Source organism: Nocardioides sp. SRI_004, from assembly GCF_057586415.1.
Genome location: NZ_JBYCZV010000029.1, coordinates 17,390 through 31,586, shown reverse-complemented (window position 1 = coordinate 31,586; position 14,197 = coordinate 17,390). Strand labels below are relative to the sequence as shown.

Sequence of the window (14,197 nt, the reverse complement as noted above, 5' to 3'; positions counted from 1 at the left end):
AGCTGTCGCTCAACAAGCGAGTCAGCTCGGTGTCGGACGTCAACGACAACGGTCTGACGGACCTGGGCGACGAGATCGAGTTCGTGTTCGATCTCGAGAACACCGGGAACGTGACGCTGACCGACGTGGCGGTCGATGACCCGCTGTTGGCGGGTCTGGGGATCACGGTCACGTGTGACCCGACGACGCTGGCGCCGGGTGCGTCGGTGACGTGCACGGCTGATGAGCCGTACGTGATCACCCAGGCCGACATGGATGCCGGCACGGTCGAGAACACGGCCACCTCGCACGGCACTCCGCCGACGGGCCCGCCTGTCCCGAGTAACCCCGACGAGACGGTGACCGAGCTCGACGACGAGCCGGCGCTGGTCCTCGACAAGCGGGTGGCCTCGGTGACCGACGTCGATGGCGACGGTCGGACGGACGAGGGCGACGAGATCGCCTACGCCTTCGACCTGACGAACACCGGCAACGTCACGCTCACCGAGCTCGTGGTCGACGACCCGATGCTGGAGGCGGCCGGGATCGCGGTCACCTGCCCGGTGACCTCGCTGGCGCCGTCGGAGACGGTGACCTGCCTGGCGGACGAGGCGTACGTCATCACTGCCGCGGACGTGGATGCGGGAGCGGTGCGCAACACCGCGACGGCGGGCTACACCCCGCCGGGACAGCCCCCGGTCGTCACCCCGCCCGACTCGGTCACGACGCCGATCGAGCTCCCGGAGCCGGATGTCTCCTCCGGTTCGGCCGGCTCTGGCGGTGGGCTGCCCAACACCGGCGGACCGTCGCTGCTGCTGATCGGCGGCGCAGGGATCAGCCTCCTGGCCGGCCTGGTGTTGGTGGGACGCAACAGGCGCAAGGTGGCCTGACTCCGTCGGTCCGGTCCGGTCGCTCTTCGCGGCCGGGCCGGACCGTGCGGGGTCGTGAAGAACCGGTCCGACGCTCCGCTGGCGGAGTGGGCGTCGGCCATCGGACGCCAGCGTGGCGTCGACCATATGTGGGGGAAGCATGTTCAACAGAAAGACTGCAATCGCGCTGGCGCTCGCGCTCGGTGCCTTCTCGATGACGGCCTGCAGCGAGGACTCGAAGGACCAGCCAGCTGGCCGCGATGCCTCCTCGGCGTCCGAGGAGTCGAGGACGCCGAGCGGCGACAACGGGGACCTGACGGACCCGGTGGGCGCCCGCGCCGACCTGACCGGGTTCCGCTGCACGCCGAAGGGCCAGCGGCGCTGGACGGCATCGGGCACCCTCATGAACCCGACGGACCACGAGGCGCGCTACCTGGTCCGGGTCTCGGTGGTCGTCAGCGAGACCAGCGAGGTGATCGCCTCCGGCGAGCGTGACCTGGCCGTTCCGGCCGGCGGGAGCGAGGACTTCGCCGTCGGCAGGCTGCGAGGCCGCACCGGGGCCGGGGTGGAGTGCGTGGCTCGCGTGGTGCGGTCAGCACCGCTGTGACCGAGATGCTCGAGTCGACGGCAACGACCCTTGCCGACGAGGCGCTGCTCGACAGCGTCCGCGCCGGCGACACCGCGGCCTGGGCGGAGCTCTTCCGCCGGCACCACGAGGCTGCCATGCGGATGGCTCGGGGCATCGATCCGTCCAACGCCGACGACCTGGTGTCCGAGGCGTTCACGCGCGTGTACGTGGCGGCGCGGAACGGCGCGGGGGTCCGCTCGGCCTTCCGTGCCTACCTGTTCCAGACGATTCGCAACCTCGCCGTGAATCGCTTCCAGCGCGACCGCAGGCTGATGTGGGTGGACGAGGTGCCCGCGCAGGTGGCCGACCAGCCGGCGAACGACATCGATGACCGGATGAGCTCGGAGATGCTGGCGGCGGCATTCCGCTCGCTGCCTGCGCGCTGGCAGGCCGTGCTGTGGCACACCGCGGTGGAGGGCGACGATCATCGCGCCGTCGGCCAGATCCTGGGCATCAAGCCGAACGCAGTGGCCGCCCTGAGCTTCCGGGCGAGAGAGGGCCTTCGCCGCGCCTACATCGACGCCCATGTGGCTGCCGGTGACGAAGCCGAGTGCAAGGACGTACGACGCCTCGTACCGGGGCACGTGCTGGGCAAGCTCACGGCGGGCGACCAGCAACGCCTCGACGACCATCTCGTCGGGTGCGCTGCGTGCACGGCCGTCGTGGGCGAGGTGGCCTTCGTCAACGGCCGCCCCGGGGCCGCGCTGCTGCCGGCACTGGTCGGTCCCGTGTTGGCCGTGGGGTATGTGGCCCAGGGAGGCGGGTCCGGCACCATCGCGGTCGACCCGACCCCGCTGTTCTCGGCCGACTCGTCCCACCATGCGGCGCTCGCGTTGGGAGGCGTCGCGGTCGGACTCGTCCTGGCGGTCACCGGAGGGCTCGTCGTGCTCACGAGCGACCCGCCCGAGCGCTCGGCCGCACCCGGTCGGCCCTCGGCGTCGGTGGCGTCGGGGCACGCGACCAGCGAGCCGACGCCGTCCTCGTCTCCGGCACCGTCGTCTCCGGCACCGTCGTCTCCGGCACCATCGGCATCGGCTCCGCGTGCCACATCGTCGACACCCTCGGGGCCGACGTCGGCCTCGGCAGCCACGCCGTCGACGGTGCCCTTCACCCGCCCGGCACCGGGCGCCGAGGGGACGGCGTCGTCGTCCCCCTCCCCGACGATCCCCACGCGCCGCGACCTGTCGATCACGGGCGGCGGCTCGACGAGCTACCCGGACCATCGGCACCTGCAGCTGAGCCTCGGCCCGGACTCGTCGGCGGCCGGCGTCGAGATCCGTCTGAGGATCGACGGGCTCGAGTCGTTCGTGGCCCATCGACGCGAAGGCTTCCGTCCGGCGAGCTGCCAGCTCACCGGCGACGCCGAGGTGACGTGCACGCTGGTCGCGGGGAACGGAGACTTCGCCCTCGACGTGGTCGTGTCCGGCGACCTCACCGTCGTGGCGAGTGTCAGCGCACCCGGCAACATCGACCCGGATCCGGGCAACAACCAGTGGCGAACCCCTTGACCTCGTTCCCTCCCGTTCCGACGGGCAGGCCGGGCCTGCTGGATCGATGGCGTGCGTCCTCGGGCGGATGGACCGTCACGGGCGCGGTCCTCGGGGTCGTCGTGAGTGGTGCAGTGCTCGTGGACGGCGCCCTGCACCCGGGTACCCCCGAGGCGGGCGACGCGGAGGCGTCGTACTCCAGCGCGGCCGTGGTCGGTGCTCCGGTCGATCCCGTGCTCCGGACGTCCGCGGAGAGGATCGCCGACGCGCTGCGCGACCCAGGTGTCGTCGCCCCCGACCTTTCAGCCGAGGTCATGACCATCGAGTCCACGGCTTCGGGCTGGTTGCTGCTGGTGACGACCGAGGCCCTCGTTCCGGTCGACGCCGCTGAGGTATGCCATGCGCTGGACGACGCCGGCGCTCTCCCCGGTACGAGGGTCTTCGTCGCCGACGCCCGGAGACACCTCGTCCGGGCCTGCTGAGGTCCTGCGCTCGGCTGCCAGCGGCCGGACCGCGTCAGATTTGCCTTCCGGCGGCGTAAGACTCGGGCACATCGCGTGTCTCATCCACGAGTGCGGTGGGGAGGGAGCGCCTGGCCGCAGGGTCCGGGCCCGCATGCCCCAAGAACGTGCGGCCGGTCCCGAGTCCGATCCTGTCGTCCACGGCGGGATCGGACTCCTCGCGCGGACCGAGGGCGCTGCCCGTCCCCACATGGAGGCGCCCTCGGTCCCTGCGCCCCCGCGGCGACGGCGCTCGGAACGAGGCCGTCCCCTGCGAGGGTCTTGACGCAGCGGATCTTCGCGGCTTGGGTGTCGTGGGCGGAACGATCTCCGCACCGGCAGCTGCCCACAAGGCGAACGCCGTCCCTCTCGGATCTCGGAGGACCCATCGATGCATGTCCTTGCCGCGGGCGTACGACGCGCCCGCCGTCTCCGCTCCAGCCTGGTGATCGCCCCGGCCGCGATCCTCGGAGTGACGGTCGCGCTGGGTGCTCCCGCGCTGGCCGACGACCCCGGTGACCCGGGTCCCGGCGCCTCCGACGGCGCGGGCCTGAGCGCCGACAAGACGGACCTGACGCGCTACAAGGCCGGTCGCTATGTCGTGATGCTGGCGGCTCCGCCCGCCTCCACGGCCGACCAGACCCGGGCCGGCGCCGGTGAGCAGTTCGACGCGCGCGGGGCCGGCGTGGCGGCGTACACGAAGAAGCTGCGCGCGTCGCACGACAGGCTCGGCAGCGACCTCGGCTTCGACGTGAAGCGGCACTACACGATCTCGGCCAACGGCTTCGTCGCCGACCTGACCGCCAAGCAGGCCACCGAGCTGGCGACCGACCGCCGCGTGCTGACGGTCCAGAAGGACTCGATCGTCTACGCCGACACCTGGAACACCCCCGACTTCCTCGGCCTGACCGGCAAGAAGGGCGTCTGGAAGCAGGTCGGTGGGGAGCGCAAGGCCGGCGACGGCGTTGTTGTCGGCGTCATCGACTCCGGCATCTGGCCCGAGTCGAAGTCCTTCCGGGGCGCGCCGCTGACGGCGGACCCGCAGGGCAGGTGGGGCACCAAGATCACCGGCGCGGTGACGTCGATGAGGAAGTCCGACGGCAACCTCTTCCGTGGCCTGTGCCAGGCGGGCGAGGAGTTCGAGGTCAGCGACTGCAACAGCAAGCTGATCTCGTCGCGCTACTTCGTCGAGGGCTACGGCGAGGCACGCACCATCGACGAGGACTACATCTCGCCCCGTGACGGCAACGGCCACGGCTCGCACACCGCGTCCACCGCCGCGGGCGGCCGGGTCGACGACGTGACCACCGAGGGCGTCGACTTCGGCTCGGTCAGTGGCATCGCCCCGGCCGCGAAGATCTCCGTCTACAAGGCCCTCTGGGCGACCGAGGACGGCCGGGCGTCCGGTACGACGTCCGACCTGGTCGCCGCGATCGAGCAGGCCGTGACCGACGGCGTCGACGTCCTCAACTACTCCATCTCGGGCCCGACCGACACGGTCCTCGAGGCCGCGGAGATCGCGTTCGAGGGCGCGGCCGAGGCCGGCGTCTTCGTCGCGGCCTCCGCCGGCAACAGCGGACCGGGCGCTTCTACCGTCGCCCACAACAGCCCGTGGGTGACCACGGTGGCCGCGAGCACGCACACCAGCTTCGAGAACACCGTCGTGCTCGGCAACGGCCAGAAGATCGTGGGCGCGTCGATCAGCAAGACCGCCCTGCCGGACACGAAGCTCGTGGATGCCGGCGACTCCGGCAACGGCTCGCACTCGGCCAGTGACACGGCCCTGTGCGCGCCCGACAGCCTCGATCCCGCGAAGGTCAGCGGCACGATCGTGGTCTGCCAGCGCGGTGTCTACGACCGGGTCGCCAAGAGTGCCGAGGTGCAGCGCGCGGGCGGCGTCGGCGTCGTCCTCGCGAACATCAGCGAGGGCAGCCTGGACGCCGACTTCCACGCCGTGCCGACGATCCACGTCTCGGACGCCGACGCACCGAAGGTCTACGACTACCTCGACTCGGCCGGCGCCTCCGCCACCGCCCGCTTCGAGCTCGGCAACCTCTCCGGCACGGTGACCCCGGTGCCGCAGATCGCCGGCTTCTCCTCGCGTGGCCCGGCCGCGTCCGACGACAGCGACCTGCTGAAGCCGGACATCTCCGCGCCCGGCGTCAGCGTGCTGGCCGCCGTCGCGCCGCCGTCCAACCACGGCCGCGACTACGACCTCTACTCCGGGACGTCGATGTCGGCTCCGCACATCGCGGGCCTGGCCGCGCTGATCCAGGGCGTCCACCCGCGCTGGGAGCCGATGAAGATCAAGTCGGCGATGATGACGACCGCGACCGACCTCAAGAAGTCCGACGGCAGCCGGTCGAACGACCTGTTCGCGCAGGGTGCCGGCCACGTCAACCCGCGGGCGTTCCTCGACCCTGGCCTGTTCGTCCTCTCGGACTGGGAGCAGTGGTACGGCTACATCACCGGGCTCGGCCTCGACACGGGGGTGCCCGCGATCGAGCCGAACGCCGTCAACCTGCCGTCGCTGGCCGAGGGCCACGTGATGACGTCGGTGACCCTGGCGCGCACCTTCACCGCGGCCCGCAAGGGCACGTGGCGGGTCAGCGTCGACGTCCCCGGGTTCAAGGCGAAGGCGAGCAGGTCGTCGGTGTCGGCCCGACAGGTCGGGCAGTCGACCAAGGTCGACTTCACCTTCGAGCGCACCAACGCGCCGCTGAGCCAGTGGGCCTTCGGGCACGTCACGCTGACCGGTCCGACCACCGTGCGGCTGCCCGTCGCGCTGCGGCCGGTCTCGGTGAAGGCGCCGACGTCGGTCACCGGCACGGGCGTCGACGGCTCGACCGAGGTGCCGATCACTGGTGGCTTCACCGGCGACCTGCAGGTCTCGCCGGCGGGCCTGGTCAAGGGGCAGACCTCGGAGGGCTCGCTCGCGGTGGGTGCCTACACCCTCGAGTGCGTGACCATCGGCGAGGGCAACGACCTGGCCCAGTTCGACCTCGTCGCGCCGGACCAGACCAGCGACCTCGACATGTACGTGTACGCCGCCGAGTCGTGCGACCCGTCGACGATCTTCGCCGTCGCGGGTGAGGCGGCGACGCCGTCGCCCGGTGAGACCTTCTCGCTCGAGGGGGCGCCGGCGGGCACCTACATCGTCGAGGTGGACGCGTTCGCGGCCGGTGACCAGGGCGCCCCGGTGCCGTGGTCGCTGCGGGTCTACGACCTCGGCGGCTCGCCGTCGGTCGGCGACCTGGCCGTCGAGCCGAACCCGGTGCCGGTGACCACCGGTGCCGACACGTCCTTCGACGTGACGTGGAGCGGGCTCGACGCCGACGCGCACTACTTCGGCCTGCTCGGGTACGACGGCGCGCCGAACTCGACGTTCGTCTACGTCGACACCACCACGCCGTAGCGGCGGCGTACGCACGCAGGAAGGGGCCCGGTCGACCGACCGGGCCCCTTCCGCGTCCGGGGGTTCACACAGGCCGGGGTCGACTGTGAAGGTGCCCTCCCTAGCGTGGGCCCCGGGCCGAGCACCGCCACGGCCCGCGCGGAAGACCCCGGGTGGCGGTGGGCGGTCACGGGGATCCCCCTCCACGCGACCGAGCTGCCCGGGGATCGTCGCGGCCGGTGCTCACCGGGCCTGGCGAGTCGGTCGGAGGACCCATGGGGACAACCGGACCTCCGACCGGCCCGTCGAGCCGGAACCGGGCCGCCCGGCTCAGATGAGCTTCTTCAGCACGCCCAGCGGCGCGTGCTTCATCACCGGCGCCATCGCCGCCCACGGCAGCGGCGGCACGCAGGCGTCGGCGACCTCCTTCTCGATCGCGGCGACCATCGCCTGCACGCCCTTCTCGGTGGAGGACATCAGTGGCGTGGACTGCTCGACCTTGTCGTTCATCTCCGAGCGGATGTAGCCCGGGTAGAGCACCGTGACCTTGATCGTCTTCTGCAGCCTCGTCCCGTGCAGCTCGGTCCGCAGGCCCTCGGCGAGGTGGGCGACGCCGGCCTTGGTCGCGGCGTAGGTCGTCATCGCCGACGGCATCCCCCGCATCGCCGACATCGACGATACCATCACCAGGTGGCCGGCCTCCTGCGCCCGGAAGACCTCCATCGCGGCCTCGGTCTGCGCCAGCGCCCCGACGAAGTTGGTCATCGCGGTCTTGAGGTTGGCCTCGAACCGGCCGGTGCCGAGCCTCGCGCCCTTGCCGAGCCCGGCGTTGACGACGACCCGGTCGAGCCGGCCGAGCTCGTCGCGCAGCTCGCCGAAGACGCGGAAGACCGCGGCGTGGTCGGTCACGTCGAGCGCGCGGACCGCCACCCGCCGCTCCGGGTGGGCGGCGAGGATCTCGGCGCGCAGCTCCTCGAGGCGCTCGGTACGACGGGCGGCCAGCGCGACGTCGTACCCCTTGGCGGCGAACTGGCGGCCCATCTCGGCGCCCAGGCCGCTGGAGGCACCGGTGATCAGGATCGTCTTCGCTCCGCCTGAGGTCATGCCGGGAGTGTGGCAGGGCTCGACAGCGCGAGGCATACCGGGTATACATGTCCATACCCGGTATGTATCCCATCGCGGAGGCACGAATGTCCGTCAAGCACGCACTCCTGGCGCTGCTCGAGCAGAAGCCCATGTACGGCTATCAGCTGCGCGTCGAGTTCGAGCAGCGCACCGGCACCACCTGGCCGCTGAACGTCGGGCAGGTCTACACGACCCTGACCCGGCTCGAGCGCGACGGCCTGGCGGCCGCCGAGGGCGAGGACGCCGAGGGCCACGTGGTCTACCGGATCACCGACGCCGGGCGGGCCGAGGTCGCGACCTGGTTCACGACGCCCGTCGCCCGCACCCAGCCCCCGCGTGACGAGCTGGCGATCAAGCTGGCCCTCGCGGTGACCGTGCCCGGCGTCGACGTCGGCACCGTCATCCAGCAGCAGCGCAGCGCGACGATGGCCGCGCTGCAGGACTACACCCGGCTCAAGCGGCAGGCCGGAGCCGCGACCGCGGCGGAGCCGGCCGACCTCGCGTGGAGCCTGGTGCTCGACTCGCTCGTCTTCGGCGCCGAGGCCGAGATCCGCTGGCTCGACCACTGCGAGGCGCGCCTGCGACGGGCGTCGCTCGAACTTGGACGACGAAACTCACGCCTGGACGATGAAACTTCGTCGTCCAACCGTGAGTTTCACCGGCCGGCCGGTGAAACTCCCACCTCGGGCGCGTCCGAGCGGAGCGCCCGATGATCGGCGGCCTCGTCGACCAGGCCCGGCGCCTCGACCGCGCCGAGCGCCGCTGGCTCGCCGACGCACGCGACCGGCTGCGTCGTACCCGCACCATCGCGGCGGTGGCCGCGACCACGAAGGAGACCGACCGATGAGCGCCACCGATGCCGTCCTGCGGATGGCCGACGTCAGCCGGGTCCACGGCTCCGGCGCCAACGAGGTGCACGCCCTGCGGGGGATCTCCTTCGCGGCGTACCCCGGCGAGCTGGTCGCCGTGATGGGTCCGTCCGGGTCCGGCAAGTCCACGCTGCTGACCCTCGCCGGCGGACTGGACCGGCCGACGTCCGGGACGGTGACGGTCGAGGGCACCGACCTCGACCGGCTCAGCCTCGACGGTCGCGCCCGGATGCGGCGTACGTCGATCGGCTACGTCTTCCAGGGCTTCAACCTGATCCCGGCGCTGACCGCCGCGGAGAACGTCGCCCTGCCCCGCGAGCTCGACGGCGCCTCCGCCAAGGAGGCGCGCGCCCAGGCGAGGCAGGCGCTGGAGGAGGTCGGGATCGGCGAGCTCGCCGACCGGTTCCCCGACGACATGTCCGGGGGCCAGCAGCAGCGGGTCGCGATCGCGCGGGCGGTCGTCGGCGAGCGGCGGCTGATCCTCGCCGACGAGCCCACCGGCGCGCTCGACACCGAGACCGGCGAGGAGATCCTGCGCCTGCTGCGCGCCCGCTGCGACGCCGGCGCGGCCGGGGTCCTGGTGACCCACGAGGCCCGCCACGCGGCGTGGGCGGACCGGGTGGTCTTCCTGCGCGACGGCGTCGTGATCGACGAGAGCGGTTCGGCCCCGGTCGAGCTGCTCACCGAGACCGCGGTTAGCTGATGGGTACGACGAGCGGCGGCTGGCGGGTCGCGCTGCGCCTCGCCCGCCGCGAGGCGTGGCGGCGCAAGGGCCAGACCGCGTTGATGCTGGTGCTGATCTGCCTCCCGGTGGTCGCCGTGACGGCGGCCGCCATCGTGTGGCGGACCCAGGACGTGTCGAGTGTGGAGGGCATCGACCGGCGGATCGGGGCCGCCGACGCCATGGTCGAGGCGACGGTCTCCTCCCGGATCGCCCAGAGCTTCGACCCGGAGCAGGCGAGTGGCTGGTTCGGCGACACGCTCGACGAGCCGGTCGGGCTCGACGAGGTGCTCGCGGTCCTCGGACAGGACCGGCACGCGATCCCCTTCGGCAGGGACTCCGTCGAGTTCCGCACGGAGAAGGGCCTCGGCTCGCTCGAGACCCTCGACACCGACCTCGCCGACCCGCTGGCCGACGGCCTGGTGGAGCCGGTCGAGGGCAAGTACCCACCCGGGCCGGGCGAGGTCGTGGTCAACCAGGCCGTCGTCGACCGGGGCCCGGGCGTCGGCGACACCCTGACCGTGGTGCGCAAGACGCCCGAGGGCGAGGAGACCGTCGACCTCGCGATCGTCGGCATCGCCGAGAACACGTGGAACACCGGCTACGAGTTCGCCGCCGGCCCCCCCGGGGCGTTCGGCACGAGCCCCGACCCGACCCGGCGGTGGCTGGTCGGGGGCGGTCCGGTCGACTGGGACCAGGTCCGCGCCCTCAACGACATCGGCGTGCAGGCCACCTCGCGGGCCGTGCTGCAGGACCCGCCGCCCGAGTCCGCCCTGCCGCCCGAGATGCAACAACTCGGCGAGTCCGTCGACCAGCTGACCATCACCATCCTCGCGCTGGTCGTGGTGATGGTGCTGCTCGAGGTCGTGCTCCTCGCCGGCCCGGCCTTCGCCGTACGCGCCAAGGCGCAGGCGCACACCCTCGCCCTCGTCGGGGCCGCGGGAGGTACGCCGCGCCAGGCGCGCCGCACCGTGCTGGCGTCCGGCGTGGTCATCGGGACTGTCGGAGGCGTCCTCGGGGTGGTGCTCGGAGTGGCGACCGGTGCCCTCGCCGTGCCGCTCTTCCAGTCCTTCGACAGCTCCCGCTTCGGCCCGTTCGACGTGCCGTGGCCGTTGCTGGCCGTGGTGGCGGCCTTCGGCTTCCTCTCGGCGGTGCTGGCCGCCGTGGTGCCGGCCGCCAGCGCCTCGAAGCAGGACGTCGTCGCCGTGCTGGCGGGACGCCGGGGCGAGGGCCGCCCCTCGGTCAGGTCCCCGATCCTCGGCCTCGTGCTGCTGGGCGGCGGCATCGCCGGCGCGGTCGCGGGTGCCGGTGCCTCCACCGGCGCCGGCGCCAACGACCTCGGTGCGGTGCTGATCGCCGGGTCGGCCCTGGTCTCCGTGGTCGGCATGATCCTCGTCGTCCCGGTCGCCGTCGCGCTCGTCGCCCGGCTGGCCGCGCGCCTGCCCCTGGCCCTGCGCTTCGCGGCCCGCGACGCCGCCCGGCACCGCACCCGCACCGTCCCGGCGGTGGCCGCGGTCGGTGCGACCGTGGCCGGTGTGGTCGCGCTCGGCATCGCGGTGAGCAGCCAGGAGGCCGCCAACGCGGCGAGCTACCACCCGCAGCTCCCCGACGGCTACGGCTCGCTGGCGCTGTCTCCCGACACCGACCTCGACGCGGTGCGCAGCGTCCTGGCCCGCAGCGTCCGGGCCGACCAGGTCGTCGAGGTCCAGGGCGTGGAGACCTCGACGGAGGGGAGCGAGCTGGAGATCGAGTTCAGCCAGGGCGGTGAGCCCCTGTTGCTGTCGTACTGGTCGACCCTGGGGTCTCCCTACGCGGTCGCCCCCGAGGTGCCCGACTACATCGAGCTCCCGGCGGCCGAGCGGCGACGGGCGGACGCCGTCCTCGCCGATGGCGGCCTCGTCCTGCTGCACGACGACCAGTCGACGGACGACGGCATCGCGACGCCGGTGCTCGACGGCGACCACCTCACGGTCGACGTCCGGCGCTGGACCTACCCTGACGGGGAGGAGGGCCAGGCGGAGGACGTCGCGAAGAGCGACGCTGCTGCCGTCGTCATCCCGACCGGGCGGGCGGCGCCCTCGGTCGCCCTGTTCTCACCGCGCCTGGTCAAGCAGCTCCACCTGACCACGGCCGCCGTCGGCGTCCTGGTCAGGGGGCCGATCAGCGGCGAGGCGCAGAAGGACATCACCGAGGCGATGGCGGCGCTGCCCGACGGTCCCTACTTCTACGTCGAGCGCGGCTACCAGCCCGACGAGGCGGTCCGGATCATCCAGGGCGTGCTGGCCGCCCTGGGCGGGATCCTGATGCTGGGCGGCACCCTCACGGCGACCTTCCTCGCCCTGTCCGACGCCCGGCCCGACCTCGCCACCATGGCCGCGGTGGGAGCCCGGCCACGGACCCGCCGTGGCGTGGCGGCGGCGTACGCGCTCGTCGTCGGCAGCATCGGGGCCCTGCTGGGTGCGCCGGTCGGGTTCATCCCGGGCATCGCGATCAGCCACCCCCTGACCGAGGGCAGCGGGGTCGCGTCGCTCGACGTGCCCTGGCTGCTCATCGCGGTGGTCGTCGTCGGGCTGCCGCTGCTCACCGCGGCCGCCGTGGGGGCGTGCGCGCGCGGCCGGCTGCCGCTGACGGCGCGGATCGACTAGCGTCGCGGCGGGTGGCGCCGCATCGGCGTCGTACGTCGCGCCGATCGTCGCGCTCGCGGAGCAGTGCGCGGCCACGCCGGGGTCGGAGCTCCACGTCGACGGCGACTGACGCTCAGCTCCAGCGCGTTCGCACGTCGTCGAAGGAGCGGATGGCATCGTCGTCGGTCAGTAAGGTCAGGCCTTCGAGCTGGGCTTGAGCGACGAGCATCCGGTCGAACGGGTCGCGATGGGACCAGGACATCGCGCCGGCTCGGGCCATGTGCGCGACCGACAGTGGCAGTTCAGCTGCCTGGACGTTGCGCAGCAGTCGCTGCCAGCCGTCGAGCACCTGCGTGCCGCCGGGCAGCCGGCCGAGCCGGGTCTTCTGGGCAATCTCGTAGGCGGACGCGGCGGAGACATGGCGTTCGGCTGCCGAGCCGAGCAGCTCGCGCTCGTCGGGCCCGAGCCGGGAGCTGTCGCTCGCGAGCCACAGCAGGACGTGGGTGTCGAGCAGGAGCCTCACGCGCCGCTCTCCGAGGCTGCGCCCTCCCACGCCGCGAGCTCCGCCTCCGGGAGGGGAGCGAAGAACCTTTCGTCGACCTCGACGTCGTAGCCCCCGTAGACGAGGTCAACCCGCTGCAGCGGACGCAGCTCGGCGATCGGCTTGCCGGCCCGAGCGATGATCACGGACTCGCCGGCCTCGACCGACTTCAGGAGCTCCGACAACCGGGTCTTGGCGTCCTGCACGTTCACGGTGGTGGGCACGAGGCCATCGTACTTCGACGAGACCAGGTTGACCAGACCAAGATGACCAACAAGGCTCACCGCCGCTGCGCCGCCGGCGACCCCGGCGTCGGGAACCACCGCCAGATGACCGCGGCCTGGCCGCAGGTCCACAGCCCGCTCATCACCCAGTAGGCCAGCAGCGCGACCGGCGCGACGCCACCCGCCATCAGCATCCCGCCCGCGGAGAGCAGCGGGGCGAGCCGCTGGGCGCTGACCATGGCCTCGGGCATGCCGTCGGTGACGGTGTTCGGCGCGACGAGGTGGCGCTGGGTGACGAGGCTGACCAGCGCGGCGGTGCCGGCGAGGCCGGCGACGACGGCGAGGTGGGTGCCCCCGCCGGCGTACCCGTGGGCGGCGAGGGGGACGCCGAGGACGGTCGCGGCGCCGAAGGACGCGACGAGTGCGGGGGTGAGCGCGCCGACCGCCGTGCCGCCCGCGACCCGGGCGAGCAGGTGGTAGAGCGCCATCCAGACCGGGATCTGCACCAGCGTCGGCAGGCAGCCGAGCCGGGAGACGCCGTGCTCCTCGCCCAGGCGGCGGCGCTCCTCGAGGAAGGTGCGCATGGTGTCGGGGTCGCGGTTGGCGATCTTCTCGCGGTACTCCTCGCTCAGTCGCTGCAGGTGCGGCCGGGCGCGGGCCCCGGCGTGGGCCTGGCGGACCCCGCGGACCACGAGTGGCAGCAGCGCGAGGCGGACGAGGACGACGACGCCGGCGATGCTGAGCAGCCAGGTGCCTGCCCCGTCGGGGTCGGCGCCGAGGGCGGTGACGGCGGAGTGGGCGGTGGCGACGACGCCCGCGAGGGCATGGGACAACGGGTCGAGCACGGACATGGCGGAGCTCCTGGGAAGGGAAGGGGAGGGGTCGTGGCTCGCACGAAGCGAGCGTCAGACCGTCCCGGGAGCGCGCGGGCGCACGGGGTGCCGGACCGGGTCCGTCACCAGCGAGGCGAGGGCCGGCACCGGCTGGCGGCTGCCCGGCCAGGTGGCCGGCCGGAGGGCGAGGATCCCGCGCGCCGTCGTACCGACGAGGGCGGCGACGGCCATCGCGAGCATCGCGATGCCGGCGGCCAGCGGGGCGTCGGTGCCCATCGCGAGCAGCGTCGAGGAGAGCGCCGTGAGCAGGCCGACCAGCAGGGCAGTGACGAGCGCGGAGGCGCGCGCCGTGTGCCGGTGGCCGGTGCTGCTCATACGCCGATCGTACGGGGCCACTGTCCAC

General features: G+C 72.8%; 14 protein-coding genes. 9 read left to right on the top strand and 5 right to left on the bottom strand.

The genetic code is table 11. The features are described 5' to 3' along the window. The 5 genes from AC2YHB_RS24935 to AC2YHB_RS24915 all read left to right on the top strand — a co-directional run. A partial coding sequence (locus AC2YHB_RS24935) for a DUF7507 domain-containing protein (RefSeq protein ID WP_487354802.1) occupies positions 1 to 869 on the top strand: 869 nt, incomplete at its 5' end. A 139-nt stretch (positions 870 to 1,008) separates the two neighbouring features. After that, complete coding sequence (locus AC2YHB_RS24930) at positions 1,009 to 1,455, top strand: hypothetical protein (protein WP_487354801.1); 447 nt, start codon at positions 1,009 to 1,011, stop codon at positions 1,453 to 1,455. 5 nt (positions 1,456 to 1,460) lie between these two features. After that, entirely contained in the window at positions 1,461 to 2,984 is a 1,524-nt protein-coding gene (locus tag AC2YHB_RS24925; protein WP_487354803.1) for a sigma-70 family RNA polymerase sigma factor, read from the top strand. A gap of 101 nt (positions 2,985 to 3,085) precedes the next feature. Beyond that, on the top strand, positions 3,086 to 3,445 hold the full coding sequence (locus AC2YHB_RS24920; RefSeq protein ID WP_207008103.1) for a hypothetical protein: 360 nt from the start codon (positions 3,086 to 3,088) through the stop codon (positions 3,443 to 3,445). Positions 3,446 to 3,854: 409 nt separating this feature from the next. Then, positions 3,855 to 6,878 (top strand): S8 family serine peptidase, encoded by a 3,024-nt coding sequence (locus tag AC2YHB_RS24915; protein ID WP_487354800.1) that lies wholly within the window; start codon positions 3,855 to 3,857, stop codon positions 6,876 to 6,878. Between the two features lie 309 nt (positions 6,879 to 7,187). Here AC2YHB_RS24915 and AC2YHB_RS24910 read toward each other — a convergent pair whose 3' ends face one another. Then, positions 7,188 to 7,961: an SDR family oxidoreductase gene (locus AC2YHB_RS24910; RefSeq protein WP_487354799.1), complete on the bottom strand. Its 774-nt coding sequence runs from the start codon at positions 7,959 to 7,961 to the stop codon at positions 7,188 to 7,190. An 86-nt stretch (positions 7,962 to 8,047) separates the two neighbouring features. Here AC2YHB_RS24910 and AC2YHB_RS24905 point away from each other — a divergent pair, with 86 nt between their 5' ends. From AC2YHB_RS24905 to AC2YHB_RS24890, 4 genes are read left to right on the top strand one after another with little or no spacing between them, the layout of a single operon-like run. Beyond that, positions 8,048 to 8,695 (top strand): PadR family transcriptional regulator, encoded by a 648-nt coding sequence (locus tag AC2YHB_RS24905; protein WP_179648826.1) that lies wholly within the window; start codon positions 8,048 to 8,050, stop codon positions 8,693 to 8,695. After that, complete coding sequence (locus AC2YHB_RS24900; protein ID WP_179648828.1) at positions 8,692 to 8,829, top strand: hypothetical protein; 138 nt, start codon at positions 8,692 to 8,694, stop codon at positions 8,827 to 8,829. The genes AC2YHB_RS24905 and AC2YHB_RS24900 overlap by 4 nt, the downstream gene beginning before the upstream one ends. Further along, complete coding sequence (locus AC2YHB_RS24895; RefSeq protein ID WP_036543679.1) at positions 8,826 to 9,554, top strand: ABC transporter ATP-binding protein; 729 nt, start codon at positions 8,826 to 8,828, stop codon at positions 9,552 to 9,554. Before AC2YHB_RS24900 ends, AC2YHB_RS24895 begins: the two co-directional genes overlap by 4 nt. Further along, complete coding sequence (locus tag AC2YHB_RS24890) at positions 9,554 to 12,217, top strand: ABC transporter permease (protein WP_487354798.1); 2,664 nt, start codon at positions 9,554 to 9,556, stop codon at positions 12,215 to 12,217. The genes AC2YHB_RS24895 and AC2YHB_RS24890 overlap by 1 nt, the downstream gene beginning before the upstream one ends. Before the next feature lie 112 nt (positions 12,218 to 12,329). Here the strand turns inward: AC2YHB_RS24890 and AC2YHB_RS24885 are convergent, their stop codons facing one another. From AC2YHB_RS24885 to AC2YHB_RS24870, 4 genes are read right to left on the bottom strand one after another with little or no spacing between them, the layout of a single operon-like run. Continuing rightward, entirely contained in the window at positions 12,330 to 12,719 is a 390-nt protein-coding gene (locus AC2YHB_RS24885; protein ID WP_179648833.1) for a type II toxin-antitoxin system VapC family toxin, read from the bottom strand. Further along, positions 12,716 to 12,961, bottom strand: coding sequence for a type II toxin-antitoxin system Phd/YefM family antitoxin (locus AC2YHB_RS24880; protein WP_207008110.1), 246 nt, complete (start codon positions 12,959 to 12,961; stop codon positions 12,716 to 12,718). Before AC2YHB_RS24880 ends, AC2YHB_RS24885 begins: the two co-directional genes overlap by 4 nt. A 56-nt stretch (positions 12,962 to 13,017) precedes the next feature. Beyond that, entirely contained in the window at positions 13,018 to 13,812 is a 795-nt protein-coding gene (yidC, locus tag AC2YHB_RS24875) for a membrane protein insertase YidC (protein ID WP_179648837.1), read from the bottom strand. A gap of 54 nt (positions 13,813 to 13,866) precedes the next feature. Next, positions 13,867 to 14,169: a hypothetical protein gene (locus tag AC2YHB_RS24870; RefSeq protein ID WP_487354797.1), complete on the bottom strand. Its 303-nt coding sequence runs from the start codon at positions 14,167 to 14,169 to the stop codon at positions 13,867 to 13,869. Between the last annotated feature and the right edge of the window lie 28 nt (positions 14,170 to 14,197).